Genomic DNA, 17299 nt, shown 5'->3' with positions numbered 1-17299 from the left:
CGTCGGTCAGGCGCGCTGCTCGCGCAGCAGCACGTACAGCAGGAAGGGGCCGGCGACGATGCCGGCGATCGCCCCGGCCGGGACCTCGGTGTCGCCCATCACGGTCCGGCCGATGGTGTCGGCGAGCGCGACGAACACCGCCCCGACCAGCGCGGACGCGACCAGCGGCACCCGGGCGGGCCCGGTCAGGCGGGCGGCGACGACGGGGGCGCTGAGCGCGATGAAGCCGATCGGGCCGCCGACGCCGACGGCGAGGCCGGCCAGCGCGGTCGCGGTGGCCAGTACCAGCAGCCGGGTCCGGCCGGGATCGGTGCCGAGCACCCGCACCACGTCCTCGCCGAAGCGCAGCAGCCGCAGCCGCCGCCCGCCGAGCAGCGCGAGCGGGAGCAGCACGGCGAGCCCGGCGGCGAGCGCGGCGGCCGAGGAGTAGCCGCGGCCGTTCAGGCTGCCGACGCTCCAGGTGAACATCGCCTCCGCGAGATCGAGGTCCTTCTTGGCCAGCAGCAGCTCGACCAGCGAGCGCAGGATCGCGGCCACGGCCAGGCCGACCACCAGCACCCGGTAGCCCCGCGCGCCCGTCCCGCCCGACAGCAGCAGGACGAGCCCGGCGGCCAGCAGCGCCCCGAGCGGCCCCGACCACCACGCGCCGAGGCCGCCGGCGCCGCCCGCCAGGGCGAGCAGGACCGAGAGCGTCGCGCCCTCGTTCACGCCGAGGAAGTCGGGGGTGGCCAGCCGGTTGCGGGCCAGCGTCTGGGTCAGGCAGCCGGCGGCGCCGAGCGCCGCGCCGACCAGCATCCCCGCGACGATCCGGGGCAGGCCGAACTCCCGGACCATCAGCACGGCCGCGCGGCTGCCCCGGCCGAACAGCGCGCCGAGCGCGTCCGCGGGGGACAGGACCGAGGAGCCGAGGACCACGCACCCGGCGAGGACGAGCGCGGTCAGCGCAGCCAGCCCGAGCACCGCGAGCGCCCCGCGGCGCGGGATCAGCACCGACCGGCCGCCGCTCCGCAGGACGAGGCTGTCGCCCGGCCCGGCCGCCCGCCGTGCGCGGCGCGCCCCGGGCGCCGTGCGGGACGCGCCGCCGGAGCCGGAGAGGTCGCCGGAGGTGCCGAGCAGCAGCACGTTCCTTGAGCGCACCATCACGATCAGCAGCGGCCCGCCGATCAGTGCCAGGACCAGCGCCACCGACGTCTCGAACGGTTTGATCAGGACCCGGGCGACGACGTCGGCGGCGACCAGCACCGCCGGGCCGACCAGGGCGGCGGCGGCGAGCTGCGCCCTGGTCCGGGGGCCCATCAGCCGCCGCGCCGCGTACCCGGCGACCAGGCCGAGGAAGGTCAGCGGCCCGGCGAGCGCGACCGACCCGGCGGCCAGCAGCGTCACCGCGACCGCGACGGTCACGCGGGTGACCGCGGGGCGGTGCCCGAGCGCGCGGGCGGCGTCGTCGCCGAGCGACAGCGCCGACAGCGGGCGGATCGCGGGCAGCGCCGCCAGCGCGCCGAGGGCCAGCACGGGCAGCACGCCGGTGAGGGATTCGGCCGTGACGCCGGCCAGCGAGCCCAGCACCCAGAACCGGTACTCGTCGTAGGTCCGGCCCGACCCGAGCACGATGAAGTTGATCAGGCCGCCGACGGTGCAGGTGATCGCGGCGCCGGCAAGCACCAGCCGCAGCGGCGAGGCGCCGGCGCGGCCCGCGCCGGCCAGCACGAGCACCAGCAGGCTGGCGGCGAGGGCGCCGCCGAGCGCCCAGGGGACGTAACCGAAGCCCGCTCCGGCGCCGAAGGCGGAGATGCCGACGACCACGCCGAGCGCCGCGCCGCCGTTCACCCCGAGGAGGCCGGTCTCGGCGAGCGGGTTGCGGGTGGCGGCCTGGAGCAGCGCGCCCGCCAGCCCGAGCGCCGCTCCGAGGGCGAGGCCCGCGAGCGTGCGCGGCAGCCGCAGGGTGGCCACGACGGTGTGGAGCCGCCCGTCGTCGCGGGCGTCCGCCCGGCCGAGCAGGTAGCCGATCACCTGGCCCGGACGGGTGTCGCCGGCGCCCACCAGCAGCGAGACCAGCGCGAGCGCGGCGACCAGCGCGGCGAGGCCCCCGAGCACCGCGAGCACCCGCGGGCCGCCGGTGCGGGACGGCCGCGCGGCGGGCGCCGGGGGCGTCGCCCGGGGCGCGGCGGACACGGCGGACGACGAAGACATGAGGGAAGGCTAACCTAACTTTCCTTCGAACCCCAGTGATGACGATCACCCGCGGCCGGGGGTTGACGGCCGCCGCCCGATCCGCGAATTTAGGCAAGGCATCCCTAAGTTAGGTTTGCCTAAGTCAGTTCGCCGCCGAGCGAGGAGCCGCATGGACCGCACCGGGATCGAGGGCAGGACCGCCGTGGTGACCGGGGCGGCCCGGGGCATCGGCGCCGCCGTCGCCCGCGCCCTCGCCGAGGCCGGCGCCCGCGTCGCGGTCGTCGACGTCGACGCGGCCGGCGCCGCGGCGGTCGCGGCCGGGCTCCCCGGCCCCGCGCTGGCCTGCCCGGCCGACGTGTCCGACCCCGCCGCCGTCGAGGACCTCACCGGACGCGCCGAACGCGAGCTCGGCCCGATCGGCGTCCTGGTCAACGCGGCCGGGATCCTGCGTCCCGGCCCCGCGCTGGAGGTGACCGACGCCGACTGGGCCGCGACCCTCGCGGTCAACGCGGGCGGCGTCCTCCACACCTGCCGCGCCGTCGCCCGCAGGATGGTGCCGCGCCGCGCGGGCGTGATCGTCACCGTCGCCTCCAACGCCGCCCGGGTACCCCGCACTCAGCTCGCCGCCTACGCCGCGTCCAAGGCCGCCGCGGTGCAGTACACCAAGTGCCTCGGGCTGGAGCTGGCCGAGCACGGCATCCGCTGCAACATCGTCTCGCCCGGCTCCACCGACACCGCCATGCAGCGCGACCTGTGGGCCGACCCGGCCGAAGGCGTCCGCTCGGCCGTCGAGGGCGACCCCGCCGCCTACCGGACGGGCATCCCGCTCGGCCGCGTCGCCGATCCCGCCGACGTCGCCGACGCCGTCCGGTTCCTGGTGTCGGACCGGGCCCGGCACATCACCCTGCACGACCTCTACGTCGACGGCGGCGCCTCCCTGCGCGGCTGACCGCCCCCCCGGGGACCTCCGTCCCCGAGCGAACCCGGACCTCCGTCCCCGAGCGAAAGGGCCGTTTGCCCCATGACCACCGCCCACGGTGTCGCCACCGACGCGGCCGGGCTGCTGACCGACTACCGGCCGGGATCCTCGTTCTTCTTCTCCTCGCCCGAACGCACCCTCCTCGCCCAGGGCACCTGGGCCGACGTCCCCGCCGCCCCGCACGCCCCGCGCACCCTGCCCGGACGGGCCGCGAGCGCCCTCGGCACGGCGGCCCGGTCGGGACACCGCGACCCGATCGTGGTCGGCGCCCTGCCCTTCCGGCCCGACGCGCCCGCGCGGCTGTTCGTCCCCGCCACCGTGCAGCGGACCGGGCCCGCCACCGGCGCGCCGCCCGCCCGCTTCGGGCACGACCACAAGCCGCCGCCCGTCCCGCGCGTCACGATCCGGTCGCTTCCCGAACCGGCCGAGTACGAGCGCGCCGTGGCGAAGGCGCTCGGCCGGCTCGCCGGCGGCGGCCTCCAGAAGGTCGTCCTCGCACGGGCACTGCACCTCACCGCCGCCGGACGGGTCGACGCCGCCCGCCTCCTGCGCAACCTCGCCGCGGGCGACCCGCACGGCCACCTCTACGCCGTGACCGTCGCGGGGCACCCCGGGAACCGCACGCTGCTCGGCGCGAGCCCCGAGCTTCTGGTCTCCCGGCGCGGGTCCGAGGTCGTCTCGCATCCGCTCGCCGGGTCCGCCGCCCGCAGCGCCGACCCCGCCGAGGACGAGCGCCGCGCCGCCGCGCTGCTGGAGTCGGCCAAGGACCTGCACGAGCACGCCCTCGTGGTGGACGCCGTCGCCCGCGCCCTGCGCCCGTACTGCCCGCGGCTCGACGTCCCGTCCCGGCCCGCGCTGGTCCGCACCGACACCATGTGGCACCTCGGCACCCGCGTCACCGGGCGCCTCGCCGACCCGCGCGTCACCGCGCTCGACCTCGCCGTCGCGCTCCACCCGACCCCCGCCGTCTGCGGCACCCCCGCCCCCGCCGCCCGCGCCGTCATCGCCGAGCTCGAGCCCTTCGACCGCGGCTTCTACGGCGGCGCCGTCGGCTGGTGCGACGCGTCCGGCGACGGCGAGTGGGCGGTCACCATCCGCTGCGCCGAGGCCCAGGGCCGCGTGCTGCGGCTGTTCGCCGGCGCCGGGATCGTGCCGGGCTCCGAACCCGCCGGCGAGCTGGCCGAGACGGCCGCCAAGTTCCGCACCCTGCTGCGCGCCCTCGGCCTGGACGACGCCGGGGACATGGAGGCGACGGCCTGATGCTGCCCGGTGCCGTCCCCTGGCCGCAGGAGTACGCCGCCCGCTACCGCGCGGCCGGGTACTGGCGCGGCCGGACGCTCGGCACGCTGCTGCGGGACGCGGCGGCCGAGCACGGCGACCGCGCGGCCGTCGTCGGCGGCGAGGCCCGCTGGACCTACGCCGAACTGGACCGGCGCGCCGACCGCCTCGCCGCCGGGCTGCGCGGCCTCGGGATCGGCGACCGCGACCGGGTCGTCGTCCAGCTCCCGAACGTCCCGGAGTTCCTCGCGGTCTGCTTCGCGCTGTTCCGGCTCGGCGCGATCCCGGTCTTCGCGCTGCCCTCGCACCGCGCCGCCGAGATCGGCTACTTCCTGGAGCACGCCGGGGCCGCCGCCTACATCGTCCCCGACCGGCACGCGGGCTTCGACCACCGCGCCCTGGCCCGCGAGCTGAAGGCCCGCCGCGTCATCGTCGCGGGCGAGGCGCAGGAGTTCACCGCGCTTGCCGACCTGGACGCCGACCCGGTGGGACTGCCCGGCCCCGACCCGTCCGACGTGGCGCTGATGCAGCTCTCCGGCGGGACGACCGGGACGCCCAAGCTCATCCCGCGCACCCACGACGACTACCTCTACAGCTTCCGCGCCAGCGCCGAGATCTGCGGCCTCACCCCCGAGAGCGTCTACCTGTGCGCGCTGCCGGTCGCGCACAACTTCCCGATGAGCTCGCCCGGCGTGTTCGGCGCGCTCGCCGCCGGAGCGAAGGTCGTGATGGCGCCGCGGCCCGGCCCGGACGCGGCCTTCCCGCTGATCGAGCGGGAGGGCGTCACGATCACCGGGCTCGTCCCGCCGCTCGCGCTGGTCTGGATGGAGGCGGCGCGGGCCGCCCGGCACGACCTGTCGTCGCTGCGGGTGCTCCAGGTCGGCGGCGCCAAGTTCGGCGCCGAGGCCGCCGCCCGCGTGCGCGGCGCCCTCGGCTGCGCCGTCCAGCAGGTCTTCGGGATGGCCGAGGGCCTGGTCAACTACACCCGGCTGGACGACCCCGAGGACGTGCGCGTCGGCACCCAGGGACGGCCCATCTCCCCGGCCGACGAGGTCCGCGTCGTCGACGCCGCGGACCGCGACGTCGGGCCGGGGGAGACCGGGCACCTCCTCACCCGCGGCCCGTACACGATCCGCGGCTACTACCGGGCCGAGGCGCACAACGCCGCCGCGTTCACCCCGGACGGCTTCTACCGCACCGGCGACGTCGTCCGCCGCACCGCGGACGGGCACCTGATCGTCGAGGGCCGCGCCAAGGACCAGATCAACCGCGGCGGCGAGAAGATCGCCGCGGAGGAGGTCGAGAACCACCTCCTGGCCCATCCCGCGGTGCACGACGCCGCCGTGGTCGCCGTCCCCGACGCGCTGCTCGGCGAGCGCACCTGCGCCGTGGTGATCCCGCGCGGCGCGCCGCCTCGGGCCCCCGAGCTCAAGGCGTTCCTGCGCGGGCGCGGCATCGCCGCGTACAAGATCCCCGACCGGATCGAGTTCACCGAGCGCTTCCCGCACACCGGCGTCGGCAAGGTCAGCAAGCGTGACCTGCGCGCCGCCCTCGCCCGCGGGCTCGCCCGCGGCCCGTCCATCCCGCCCCCTCGATAGGAGCCGGCCCATGGCCATCCCCGCCATCGCCCCGTACCCGATGCCCGCCGAGCACGACCTGCCCGAGCCCCGGGTGCGCTGGACGCCCGACCCGCGCCGCGCCGTCCTGCTCGTCCACGACATGCAGAACTACTTCTTGGACGCCTACGCCGGAGACCCGCTGCCCGCCCTGCTAAAGAACATCGCCCGGCTCCGCGCCGTCGCCGCCGCCACCGGCGTCCCCGTCGTGTACTCCGCGCAGCCCGGCGCGCAGACCCGCGAGCAGCGCGGCCTGTTGCGGGACTTCTGGGGCGACGGCATCGGCCCCACCGCCCGCGAGCGCGGCATCGTCGACGAGCTCGCGCCCGGTGAGGACGACACCGTCCTCACCAAGTGGCGCTACAGCGCGTTCGTCCGGACCGACCTGGCCGATCTGCTCCTGCCCGCCGGACGGGACCAGCTCATCGTCACCGGCGTGTACGCGCACATCGGCTGCCAGACCACCGCGGTCGAGGCGTTCTCGCGCGACGTCCAGCCGTTCTTCGTCGCCGACGCCGTCGCCGACTTCTCCGCCGGCCACCACCGCGCCGCCCTCACCTACGCCGCGCAGCGCTGCGCGACCACGACGACCACCGCCCGCCTCGCGGACGCCCTGAGCGGCGTCGCCGCCGGCACCGCCTGAAGGAGAGGAAGACCATGCACCAGACGCGCGACGAGCTGCGCTCCGACGTGGCCGGACTGCTGGACCTGGACCCGGCCGAGCTCGGCTTCGAGGACGACCTGATCGACGCCGGGCTCGACTCGATCCGGGTGATGATGCTGATCGAGCGGTGGCGGGACCGCGGCGCCGAGATCGGCTTCGCCGAGCTGGCCGAGACGCCCACCCTCGCCGGCTGGCACGCCCTGCTCTCGGGGGGAGGCCGCTGACCACTGGACCGGACGGCCCGGATGGGGTAAGCCTGTGCTTACTATGGTGAACACGCGGAGACTGATCGTGCACGGCCCCGAGACCGTGTCCTGGCGGGTGGTGCTCGACCCGCTGATGATGATCGCCGGGGTGCGGGCGCTCATGTTGCAGGCGTTGCAGCCGACCACGATGCGCGGGGTCTGGCAGAACTCCGACTTCCTCCGGGAACCCCTCGAACGGCTCTTCAACACCGCCAACTTCGTCGCCGTCACCACCGTCGGCACGCCGGAGCAGGCGGCCGGGCTCGGCGCCCGCGTCCGCGGCGTGCACAAGCGGCTGCGGATCGAGGACCCCGACACCGGCCGCACCCACCGGGTCGACGACCCCGAGCTGCTGCTGTGGGTGCACTGCGCCGAGGTGTCCTCCTACCTGGAGGTGATCGAGCGCGGCGGCCTCAAGCTCACCCGCGCCGAGAAGGACCGCTACTACGACGAGCAGCGGCACACCGCCACCTACGTCGGCCTGCACGCCGAAGAGGTCCCGGGCGGCGTCGCCGAGATGGACGCCTACTTCGCGGCGGCCCGGACCGACCTGGACCTGCGGGTGATCCCCGAGTCCCGCGCGACCGTGCGCTTCCTGCTGTGGCCGAGGGTGCCGCACAAGCTGCGGTTCCTCGCGCCGCTCAAGGCGCTGTGGTTCCCGGTCGGCGCGCTCGCCTACTACGCGCTGCCGCGCTGGGCCCGCGACCACTACCGGGCGCTGCCCGAGTTCCCCGGCGCCGGCCCGCTGGTCGGCGTCGGCCTCAGGCTCGCCCGGCTCGGCGTCATCGCCGTCCCGTCGAAGCTGCGGGCACGCGCGTTCAAGCCGGAGACCCGCGAGCTGATGGCCGACCTGCACACCCGGCTGGAGGAGTGCGGCATCCCGTCGCGCCGCAACCTGCTGCGCGTCCGCGCCGAGCCGGACGACGCCGGGGCTCCCGCCACCCGTGCGTCCGCCTAGGTGCTAGGCGGACGCGGGAGGCGAGTCGACGCGCTGCGAGAGCAGCTGCCCGGGCCATTCACCGACGTTGAACGTCCGGACCGGGTCGAAGCCGTTGCCCCGGTAGTACCCGACCAGGCGGCCGTCGTCGCCCCCATAGCAGTCGACCCGCACCAGGCCGACGCCCAGGCGCCGCGCCTCGTCGAGGGCGTGGGCGATGAGCGCCGAGCCGACGCCGTGGCCGGCGAACTCGCGGTCGGTCACCAGCAGGCCGATGTACAGCTCGGGCTCGTCCGCGGCCGAGACGTAGTGCGGCGGCGCCGGACCGGTCGCCATCACGCCCGCCGGACGGCCGTCCACCCGCGCGACCCAGACGTCCTCGTCGCGCGCGATGGCGGTGATGCGCTCCACCCGCTTGGGGTCCGCCGACCAGGGCTCGGAGCCCCACTGGCCGGGACGCCCGTTCCGCACGAGCCACGCAACGGCACCGTCCAGCATCGCCAGGATCAGCGGCGCGTCCGCGGCACCGCCTCGGATGATCTCCATGCCCACCTCCACTGCCCGGAATACTGGCATATCCCGCGAGTCCCGGAGACACCGGCTCAGGCGGCGATGAACGCCTCCGCGCGGCGGAACAGGCCCAAGGTGATGGAGTGCAGCAGGTCGCCGGTCTCCTTCGGGGCCTTCCCCGCGCACGCGCGCGCGTGCGTGCCCTCCAGCACGATGCCGAGCTTGAAGCAGGCGAGCACCGCGTACCAGGTGATGGCCGACAGGTCGCGGCCCGCCGTCGCGTCCGCCCGCTCGGCGTACGCGGCGACCAGCTCGTCCGGCCCGGGGAGCCCGCCCGCGTCGCCGAGCGGCCCGGCGAGCGCCGCGCTCTCGTCGTCGTCGCCCGGCCAGGTGGCCAGCAGCCAGCCGAGGTCGAGCAGCGGGTCGCCGATCGTGCACATCTCCCAGTCGACGATCGCCGCGACGCCGGGCCCGCCGTGGGAGTACATCAGGTTGGCCAGGTGGTAGTCGCCGTGCATGACCCCGGGACGCCAGGTCGCGGGCCGCCCGGCCTCCAGCCACCGCGCGACCCGGCCAAGGCCGGGGATGTCGGGCCCGGGATAGCCCGCCAGCTCGCGGTAGGACTCCAGCTCGGACGTCCAGCGGCCGACCTGCCGCTCCAGGAACCCCTCGGGCTTGCCGAACCCGGCCAGGCCCACGGCCTCGTGGTCGACCGCCCCGAGCGCCGACAGCGCGCGCGCCGCGTTCAGGCCCATCGCGTGCCGCACCGCCGCGTCGCGGGTGTGCCGCTCGGGCAGGGACACCGAGGCGTTGAAGCCCTCCACCGGCGTCATCAGGTAGAACACCGCGCCGCCCATGACCCGCTCGTCCGGGCAGGCGGCGATGATCCTGGGCGCGGGCACGCCGGTGCCGTCGAGCGCCGCCAGCACCCGCGCCTCGCGGCGGAGCACCTCGTTGGTCCTGGCCCGCAGATGCCGGGGGCCGCGCCGCAGCACGTAGTCACGGCCCCCGCGGCTGAAGCGGATCAGCACGTTCTGCGTGCCGCCGGACAGGTGCGCGGCGTTCTCGAAGGGCCCGCCCGGCAGCCCCTCCGCGTCCATCCAGCCGTCCAGGACGGCGAAGTCCACGAGCTCCGGGTCGATCTGCTCAGGCTGCTCCACGGCGACCCCTTTCAGGCGCACGGTCGTTCCGGAGAGCAACAATGCCGCACGCGCATGCAGTCAGGCTCCGGACTCGCACGACACCGGGATCCGCGCCGACCGGCACCCCGCCACGTACCGTCCGTAAATAGGCGGAAGACCCACATCCGGTGGTGCTACGGTTCGGGAGCCGGCCGCGGGACTCCGGTGCGACTTCCGCAACCCGCTTCGATCGCGTCTGTTCGCCGTTCGCGCCCCCATTCCCCGGCCGGCCCCCGACCACCGTCGCCGATCGCGGGATGCCATGAGCGAGACCATCGCGGGCCTGATCGCCTGCGAGGACGCACTGATGTTCGTCAACGCGGCGATCACCTCCACCGGCCAGCGCGAGTTCCACCACGATGCGAGGGAGCAGCAGCTCTCGCTGAGCTTCCTGCACGCGTACATGCGGGAGAACTACCGCGACCTGTACGCGGGAGCGCTCGCGCTGAACGTCAACGACACCAACGCGATGCTGATCGTCTTCAACCTGCTGGTGCACGCCGGCGACGTGGACGTGGAGTCCCGCCGCCGAGAGGGCCGCCTCATCGCGCGCCGGCTGGAGCTGCTGCCCCAGCACCGCGTGTACCACCTGTTCGGCGCGCTGCGCCGCGCCGGGGTCAACAACCGCCGCACCCGCGCGATCATCCGCGACTGGCTGGCCGGCCGCCGCGACCCGGCGTTCGACGCGGTGAAGTACCGCGCCGGGGTGAAGTCGGCCGCCCGGCACGCGCACCTGCCGCTGGACGGCGAGCTCGCACGGTTCCTGTTCGCCCCGCAGTCGGTCAAGCGGTTCAGCACCCCGCTCTTCGAGACGTGGCGCCGCGCCCACTACGAGCAGGCCGCCCTGTACGAGCTGCCGTTCACCGTCGCCGAGGGCTTCGCCGCCAAGTACGGCATCCCCCGCGAGCGCTTCCTGGAGCGCATCGAGCCCCGCATGACGCGGCTCGAGCGGTTCCGCCTCCAGGAGAACGCCCAGGTGGGCGAGACCAGCGCGATCCGCCGGAACACCGACCTGGCCGCGATGGGCCCGACCCGGCTCGCCTCCTACGTCCTGTCGCTCACGCTGGACGACCGCTCGAAGCGCCGCACCGAGCTGACCGGGGCGCTCCGGTCCGCCGCGCGCCGCGTCGCCGGCCACCGCGCCGGGACGTGGGGCCGGGTCACCGCCGTGCTCGACGACAGCCACTCCACCTCCGGCTCCGCGCAGAAGCGGCACCGTCCCCTCGCCGTCGCGCTGGCCGGCCACTACCTGCTGGAGGCGCTCGCCGCGCCCGGCGCGTACAGGCCGCTGTGGCTGTCGGGCCGCACCGACGCGCTGCTGCTGTTCCCGCACGGCCCGACCCCGCTCGGTATGCGCCTCCTCGACGCGCTCGACACCGCGCCCGAGCGTCTGATCGTCGTCTCAGACGGCTGGGACAACGCGCCGCCCGGCCTCGCCGCCGACGTGCTGCGGATCTGGCGCTCCCGGCTCGACCCGGAGGGCCGCGTGGCGATCACCCACCTCAACCCGGTGTACGACGCGAGCGGCTACGACGTGCGCCGCCTCGCGCCGTCGGTGCCCACCGCGGGCGTCCGCGACGCCGAGGACCTGCCCGCGCTGGTCGAGCTGGCCCGCTTCGCCGAGGGCCGCGTCGGGCTGGACGACCTGCGCGGCTACTTCGACGAGCAGGCGGCCCGCTTCCTGGGGGAGCCGGCATGATCCCGTTCACCCTGGAGGGGCTGGACACCGGTCCCGCGCAGACCTGGGGCTCGGTCCGGCTCGTGCCGCTCGTCCGCGACGAGCCCGTCCCGCACCTGCGCCTGCACCGCCGCGCCTACGCAGAGGGCTCCCCGGTCGTCGACGTGGGCGACGGCACGTCCTACACCTCCTTCATCCCGCACGCGTTCGTCGCGACCTACGTCGACGGCGAGGACCCGGCCGCCTCCTACGGCACCCGGCTGCTCGACAAGGACCTCCGCAGGCCGCCGTCCCGCGTGCCGGTGCAGAAGACCCGCCGCATGGCCCGCCGCGTGGCCAAGGACCGGCTGCGGTTCCTGCCGCAGCACCTGGCCGTCGAGGGCTACCTCGCGCTCCACTTCGGAGGTCCCGAGATCGCCTGGGAGGAGTGGTCGCGCTCCGCGCTCTCGCACGGCCTCTCGCCGCGCGCCGAGAGGGCCTACACCGGCGCCCGGGTGCAGGGTCTGGAGGACGCCCTGCGCGTCTTCGAGATTCTGCCGGGCCAGTGCGGTGTGCTGGTCTACGTCCTCGACGCCCTGGCCGGCGCGTTCGCCGTCCCGCACCCCGACGACTACCGGGCCCTGCACGCCACGCTGATCGAGGACCTGTACGGCGAGCAGATCTACCAGTACGGGCTGCTCGGCCTGCACGTGCAGGACATGGCCGCCAGGATCGACGACACGTCGGTGCGCTCACTGGCGGACCTGCGCGCCCAGGCGGCCCTGCGGCAGCGGGAATGGGCGGAGTTCCACGACGACGTCATGGCGGGGCGGCTGTTCGACAGGGAAGGCTCGTACAAGCACGTCCAGTACATCGACGATTTCGTCCTCTCGCGGTTCCTGCCATCGTTCGCGCTGCGCCGCGAGAACCACATCGGAGAGGTCATTACCGGCGAGGGCGGCGGCGTCGCCTACCTGAAGACGTTCCGCCTGTCGGACAGCCAGGTCAAGCGCGGCTACCTGCTCAGCCGGCTCGCCGCGCACGGCTGGAACATCGCCGACACCGCCGCCGCCCTCGGCACCGACGCGACCGGCCTCGGCCTGCGCCTGGAGCGCGCCGGCTTCGGCTACCTCCTGCGCAAGGACGTCCTGAACCGCTACCGCGCGGATGCGCGCAGGGGCCGCACCGTCCAGCGGCCCAAGCGGGTCACCCCGACGCGGCCGCACGCAGGCCGGTGAACAGGTCGTCCTCGTGGTCGGGGACGGCCACTCGGCTGAAGACGCGGGTGAACGCCTCGGTGCCGAACACCAGCCGCTGGACCTCCTCGGGCAGGCGCAGCAGGAAGATGTTGTCGCCCTGGCTCGCGTGCGCCTCCAGCGCCTTGCGCTTGCTGTCGAAGTGGGCGGACACGTCGACGACGCCGTGGACGAGTTCGTCGGGGGTGCCGAAGTCGTCGTCCGGCTCGAAGCCGAGGTCGAGGCCGGCCGAGGCCGCGTAGTCGAGCATCTGCTTGATGCCGCTGCGCGGCATCGCGGTGTAGTAGAGCTTGTCGGGGATGCCGGTGCTCTCGGCCGCGGCGACCGCGATCCGGTGCGCCTGGATGTGGTCGGGGTGCCCGTATCCGCCGTTCTCGTCATAGGTGACGACGACCTGCGGCCGGTACCGCTCCATCAGCTCGGCCAGCCGCCCGGCGGACTCCCCGGCCGCGATGTTGGAGAAGGCCGCGGGGTCGTCGTTGGTCGCCCACCCCACCATGCCCGAGTCGCGGTAGCCGAGCACCTCCACGTGGTCGATGCCGAGCAGCCGGGCGGACTCCTCCAACTCGGCGAGCCGGCGCCGGGCCACCTCGGGGGCATCGTGCCCCGCGTCGCCGGGCTTGAGCCCGCCGGAATCGTCGCCGGCGTCCCCGTTGGTGCAGGTGACCAGCACGGTGCGGATGCCCTCCGCGGCGCAGCGCGCGAGCAGGCCGCCGGTGCCGAGGACCTCGTCGTCGGGGTGGGCGTGGACCGCCATCAGGGTGAGTTCGGGCTCCATTCCACCCAGCCTACGGTCCCGGGCGGCACGGCCGGGCCAGAGCGGCGGGCCGCCGCCCGGGGCCGACTGTGGCCGCCCCGCTGACCGGGCGCGATGAAGCTCGTGTCCGGAGAGGCCGCACCGCGCGGCGATGATGACGTACGGTCCCGGTATGGGGTCGCCGGTGATTCTCCTCGACGTTGACGGCGTGCTCAATCCGCTGGAACGGCCGCATCGCGGCTTCCGCCGGCATCGATGCTCGCCCCGCGGCGTCTCCTACCGCCTCTGGCTGAACGCCGGGCACGGCCGGATGCTGCTCGATCTGGCCGAGTCCACCGGCGCCGAGCTCACCTGGGCCAGCTACTGGTGCGAGGAGGCCAACCAGTGGATCGCGCCGCTGGTCGGGCTGCCCGAGCTGCCGTTCGTGCCGATCCCGTGGTTCCCGGGCCCCGCGGACGGCGGCACCCTCGGCGCCTGGAAGGCGCGGCACGTGGTGGCCTGGGCCGAAGGGCGGCCCTTCGCCTGGTTCGAGGACGAGCCCGACGCCGCCGGCTCCGTCGCCGCCGAACCGGACTCCGGCGAGCACCTCCTGGTCTGGGTGGACCCCGCGACCGGCCTCGACGAGGGCCACATCGAACGCGCCGCCGAGTGGCTCGCCCGCCTCTCCGGCTGATCCCTCCCTGCCTCCGGTCCGCCGTCGCTGGGGAGGCTGCGCACCCATCTGGTGGGCGTGGCCGACTGACAGTCCCCGCGTGCGCGGGAGGCGCGGCGGGTGGAGGGGCCCGACGGGCCCTGGCCGATGGGAGGGGATCGGCCGGGACCCGCCGGGAGGGCGCGGGTGCTCAGCAGGAGTCGAGCAACCCGGAAAGCGCCTGCTTCTCAGCCGAGTCGACGGTCAGGTCGTACTGGTACTTCACGTCGATCCACGACCGGGCGTACATGCAGCGGAACGACGCCAGGGGCGGCGTCCACAGAGCGGGGTCCTTGTCGCTCTTGGACTGGTTGACGTTGTCGGTGACGGCCCAGAGCTGCGAGCTGTTCAGGTCGTTGGCGAACGCCTGCCGCTGCGCGGTGGTCCATCCGCTCGCGCCGGACCGCCACGCCTCGGCCAGCGGGACCATGTGGTCGATGTCGAGGTCGGACGCCTGGGTCCAGGTGCCGCCGTCGTAGGGGCTGGTCCAGGTGCCCGAGGTGGGGGCGCAGTCGTCGCCCGCCTGGACGCCGCTGCCGTCCCGCTTGAGGACGGTTTCGCGGGTGTTGCAGGTGCCGGAGATGGTGATCCAGTGCGGGAACTTCTCCCGCGTGTAGCCCGTCATGGAGCCCTCGGCCGCGACGGTGAGCCCGGCGAGGTGCTGGGCGGCCACGGACGCGCTGGGCGGGGCGGGCGGATCGGCGAGGGCGGGGGGCGCGAGCAGCGCGGTGGAGGAGAGGGCGGCGGCGGTGAGAGCGGTGGCGATGATCCCCGTGCGCTTCACGGGAACTCCTTTTCGCTCGGGAGCACGAGCCGCCAGTCTGAAATAGTTGGATAAAGGCGATATGTCTATTTGGTAAGCGCAGATCACGATCGGGTGACGTTCACGCGCCCGCCCGGCGAGCCGGGGGCCACTTACGCCGGGCGCCGCCCACCGGCAGGATGGGGACCGCCGCAGTGGCCCTGACGAAGGAGTGTCCGATGAGTTCTCTCGCCGGCCGTGTCGCGCTGGTCACCGGAGGCGGACGGGGGATCGGCCGGGCCATCGCCCTCGGCCTCGCCGCCGACGGGGCCGAGGTCGCCATCGCCTACCGGCGCGACGAGGCGGCGGCGGCCGAGACCGTCGCCGGCATCGAGGCCGCCGGGTCCAAGGGGCACGCGTTCCGCGCGTCCGTCGACTCCCTCGACGACTGCCGGAGCCTGGCCGCCCGCGTGGAGGAGGACCTCGGCGCCCTCGGCATCCTGGTGCACAGCGCCGGGATCGCCAGCCGCGGTCACTCCGTCGCCGACACCGACCCCGCCGAGCCGGCGAGGGTGCTCGGCGTGCACGCCCTCGGCCCCCACCAGCTCACCCAGGCGCTGCTGCCCCTGCTGCGCCGCGAGGGCCGCAGCGACATCGTCTTCGTCTCCAGCGTGATCACCGACGTCTTCCCGCCGTTCAGCGGCCCGTACGCGATGGGCAAGGCGGCGATGGAGGCGCTCGCGCGGACCCTCGCCAAGGAGGAACGGGCGAACGGGGCGCACGTCAACATCGTCGCGCCCGGCCTCGTCGACACCGAGATGGGCCGCCGCCTGGCTCGCGCCACCACCGGCGTCGACGACATCCGGCAGCACGACGCCACCTCACCGTACGGGCACGTGTGCTCGCCCGAGGAGGTCGCCGACGTCGTGCGGTTCCTGGTCTCCGGCGCCGCCTCCTACGTCACCGGCCAGCGCGTTGTCGTCGACGGCGGGACGTTCTGACCGGCCGCTCCCGGACCCGCCTCAGTTGCGCGTCCAGTCGGGCTGGACGAAGTCGGCGACCCGCGCCTCGCGGCCGAGCAGCACCACCTCGCGGAACTGCCACAGCATCGCGCCCGTAGGCGGGTGCACGAGCCACTCCGGGCCGAGCCGCATCTGGAGCAGCCGCCCCCCGTCCAGCTGCGGGACCCACCGCGGCGTGCCGTCGGCGGCCAGCAGCTCCAGCGTCACGTGGTGCACTGAGTGCACCTCGTCCGGGCTGGGCCGCAGCGGCCCCGGATCGTCGAGGACCACCACCACCGGCGTGATCGCGAAGCCGGACGCGGCCGGGAAGTCGTCGAGCCGGCCGAGCACGTCGGCCGTCCCCGCGGCCAGCCCGACCTCCTCGTCCAGCTCGCGCAGCGCGGCCTCCTCCGGGGCCTCGCCCTCCTCGGCCCGGCCGCCCGGCAGGCCCCACTGGCCCGCGTTCCGCCCCCGGTAGGCGCGCTTGATGACGACCACCGAGGGGACGCCGCCGTGGTCGAGCACGCACACGGCCACACCGGCCCGGCGCAGCCCGGCCGCGTCGGCGACGGAGGTGTGCCGGAACGCGCCCAGCCGCCGGGCGGCCGAGTCCCGGAACGCGGCGAGATCGGTCAGGGGGGCCGGGACGAGGGGGCGGTCATGCGCCGATCCTCTCAGGCACCCCCCGGACGCGGCCCGGCGTCCCGCGCGTAGCGGGCGGGGGAGGTGCCGACGGACGCGGTGAAGTCGCGGGTGAAATGGGCCTGGTCGGCGTAGCCCAGCTCGGCCGCGAGCGCCGCCCAGTCCACGCCGCCGCCCGCGGCGGCCCGCTCCGCGGCCTCCTGCATCCGGAACCGCCGGATCACCCACTTCGGGCCGATGCCCACGTACTCGTGGAAGAGCCGCTGCACGCTGCGCGTGCTCATGCCGAGGCCGTCCGCCAGCTCGCCCACCTGGACCGGCCCCGGCCGCGCCGCGATCCGGTCCACCGCCCGCGCGGCCCGTTCCCCCTGCGGGCCGGCCTCGGCGCCCAGCCCGGACAGGAACGCCTCCAACAGCCCGAGCGCCGCGCCGCCGTCCGGCGTCGCGAAGATCTTCTCGCCGAGCGCGCGGCCCGCCCCGCCGAACACCTCCGGCACCGGGACGAACCGGCCGGTGACCGACGAGACCGGCCCGTCCAGGAAGGGGCGGAACCCGCCGGGGCGGAACGCCGCTCCGACCACCCGGCCCTCCCCGGCGATCTCCTCCACGAAGTCGTCCCGCACCACGCCCACGATCCGCGCGCGGGTCGCGCCGGTGGTCAGGTAGCTCGTGAAGGTCAGGTGCACCGACGGCCGGGTCAGCACCCGCTGGCGGTGCGCGGGCCGGCCGCGCAGGTCCCACCGCAGCAGCCAGAAGAACTCCACGAGCGCCGCCAGCCCCGCAGGCGGTGCGATCCGGCGGACCTGGAAGCGCTCCTCGGCGGCCCGCGCGTGCAGGATCCCCCGCGCGCCGTTCGGCGGGATACCGGTCATGCCCCCAGGGTAATGATCAGGACTGGCGCGTTTGTTCAAGACGGCGGCGGGGACCGGTGCCTACCGTGGGGCCGTCGTTCGAACTGATGATCGAGGGGG

Annotated in this window: 17 protein-coding genes; 10 read left to right on the top strand and 7 right to left on the bottom strand. The window is 75.1% G+C overall.

The window, feature by feature from the left end; translation table 11 throughout:
* Positions 1–6: 6 nt before the first annotated feature.
* The gene (locus QP090_RS00140) at positions 7–2190 is read right to left on the bottom strand and encodes an iron chelate uptake ABC transporter family permease subunit (protein ID WP_285936329.1); all 2184 of its coding nucleotides are present in this window, start codon (positions 2188–2190) and stop codon (positions 7–9) included.
* A gap of 151 nt (positions 2191–2341) precedes the next feature.
* Between QP090_RS00140 and QP090_RS00135 the strand changes: the two genes are divergently transcribed.
* From QP090_RS00135 to QP090_RS00110, 6 genes are all read left to right on the top strand, one after another.
* On the top strand, positions 2342–3121 hold the full coding sequence (locus tag QP090_RS00135; RefSeq protein ID WP_285936328.1) for a 2,3-dihydro-2,3-dihydroxybenzoate dehydrogenase: 780 nt from the start codon (positions 2342–2344) through the stop codon (positions 3119–3121).
* Between the two features lie 72 nt (positions 3122–3193).
* Positions 3194–4411 (top strand): isochorismate synthase DhbC, encoded by a 1218-nt coding sequence (dhbC, locus tag QP090_RS00130; RefSeq protein WP_285936327.1) that lies wholly within the window; start codon positions 3194–3196, stop codon positions 4409–4411.
* On the top strand, positions 4411–6027 hold the full coding sequence (locus QP090_RS00125; RefSeq protein ID WP_285936326.1) for a (2,3-dihydroxybenzoyl)adenylate synthase: 1617 nt from the start codon (positions 4411–4413) through the stop codon (positions 6025–6027). The genes dhbC and QP090_RS00125 overlap by 1 nt, the downstream gene beginning before the upstream one ends.
* A gap of 10 nt (positions 6028–6037) precedes the next feature.
* Positions 6038–6688: an isochorismatase family protein gene (locus QP090_RS00120; protein ID WP_285936325.1), complete on the top strand. Its 651-nt coding sequence runs from the start codon at positions 6038–6040 to the stop codon at positions 6686–6688.
* 14 nt (positions 6689–6702) lie between these two features.
* Positions 6703–6933, top strand: coding sequence for a phosphopantetheine-binding protein (locus QP090_RS00115; protein WP_285936324.1), 231 nt, complete (start codon positions 6703–6705; stop codon positions 6931–6933).
* Positions 6934–6976: 43 nt separating this feature from the next.
* Entirely contained in the window at positions 6977–7912 is a 936-nt protein-coding gene (locus tag QP090_RS00110; RefSeq protein ID WP_432763004.1) for an oxygenase MpaB family protein, read from the top strand.
* Positions 7913–7915: 3 nt separating this feature from the next.
* On the opposite strand, the gene QP090_RS00105 is transcribed toward QP090_RS00110, so the two are convergent.
* Positions 7916–8437 carry a GNAT family N-acetyltransferase gene (locus tag QP090_RS00105; protein ID WP_285936322.1) on the bottom strand — a complete coding sequence of 174 codons (522 nt, stop codon included), beginning with the start codon at positions 8435–8437 and terminating at the stop codon, positions 7916–7918.
* Positions 8438–8493: 56 nt separating this feature from the next.
* Positions 8494–9561, bottom strand: a complete 1068-nt coding sequence (locus QP090_RS00100) for a phosphotransferase family protein (protein ID WP_285936321.1) — start codon at positions 9559–9561, stop codon at positions 8494–8496.
* Positions 9562–9844: 283 nt separating this feature from the next.
* Here QP090_RS00100 and QP090_RS00095 point away from each other — a divergent pair, with 283 nt between their 5' ends.
* Together QP090_RS00095 and QP090_RS00090 are read left to right on the top strand one after the other, a co-directional pair.
* Positions 9845–11281, top strand: coding sequence for a hypothetical protein (locus tag QP090_RS00095; RefSeq protein WP_285936320.1), 1437 nt, complete (start codon positions 9845–9847; stop codon positions 11279–11281).
* Positions 11278–12477 (top strand): ARPP-2 domain-containing protein, encoded by a 1200-nt coding sequence (locus tag QP090_RS00090; protein ID WP_285936319.1) that lies wholly within the window; start codon positions 11278–11280, stop codon positions 12475–12477. Before QP090_RS00095 ends, QP090_RS00090 begins: the two co-directional genes overlap by 4 nt.
* Here QP090_RS00090 and QP090_RS00085 read toward each other — a convergent pair.
* Complete coding sequence (locus QP090_RS00085; protein WP_285936318.1) at positions 12446–13273, bottom strand: PIG-L family deacetylase; 828 nt, start codon at positions 13271–13273, stop codon at positions 12446–12448. The genes QP090_RS00090 and QP090_RS00085 overlap by 32 nt on opposite strands.
* 151 nt (positions 13274–13424) lie before the next feature.
* Here QP090_RS00085 and QP090_RS00080 point away from each other — a divergent pair, with 151 nt between their 5' ends.
* Complete coding sequence (locus QP090_RS00080; protein ID WP_285936317.1) at positions 13425–13925, top strand: HAD domain-containing protein; 501 nt, start codon at positions 13425–13427, stop codon at positions 13923–13925.
* A 169-nt stretch (positions 13926–14094) separates the two neighbouring features.
* On the opposite strand, the gene QP090_RS00075 is transcribed toward QP090_RS00080, so the two are convergent.
* Positions 14095–14727 carry an HNH endonuclease family protein gene (locus QP090_RS00075; protein ID WP_285936315.1) on the bottom strand — a complete coding sequence of 211 codons (633 nt, stop codon included), beginning with the start codon at positions 14725–14727 and terminating at the stop codon, positions 14095–14097.
* Between the two features lie 197 nt (positions 14728–14924).
* On the opposite strand from QP090_RS00075, the gene QP090_RS00070 reads away from it, so the two are divergent.
* Complete coding sequence (locus QP090_RS00070; protein ID WP_285936314.1) at positions 14925–15686, top strand: SDR family NAD(P)-dependent oxidoreductase; 762 nt, start codon at positions 14925–14927, stop codon at positions 15684–15686.
* Between the two features lie 21 nt (positions 15687–15707).
* On the opposite strand, the gene QP090_RS00065 is transcribed toward QP090_RS00070, so the two are convergent.
* On the bottom strand, positions 15708–16280 hold the full coding sequence (locus QP090_RS00065) for an NUDIX hydrolase (protein ID WP_285938532.1): 573 nt from the start codon (positions 16278–16280) through the stop codon (positions 15708–15710).
* 80 nt (positions 16281–16360) lie between these two features.
* Entirely contained in the window at positions 16361–17200 is an 840-nt protein-coding gene (locus QP090_RS00060; RefSeq protein WP_285936313.1) for a helix-turn-helix domain-containing protein, read from the bottom strand.
* Between the last annotated feature and the right edge of the window lie 99 nt (positions 17201–17299).

The sequence above is a fragment of the Actinomadura xylanilytica genome, from assembly GCF_030283145.1.
Lineage (GTDB): Bacteria > Actinomycetota > Actinomycetes > Streptosporangiales > Streptosporangiaceae > Spirillospora > Spirillospora xylanilytica.
This window is presented reverse-complemented; position numbering and strand designations above follow the sequence as displayed.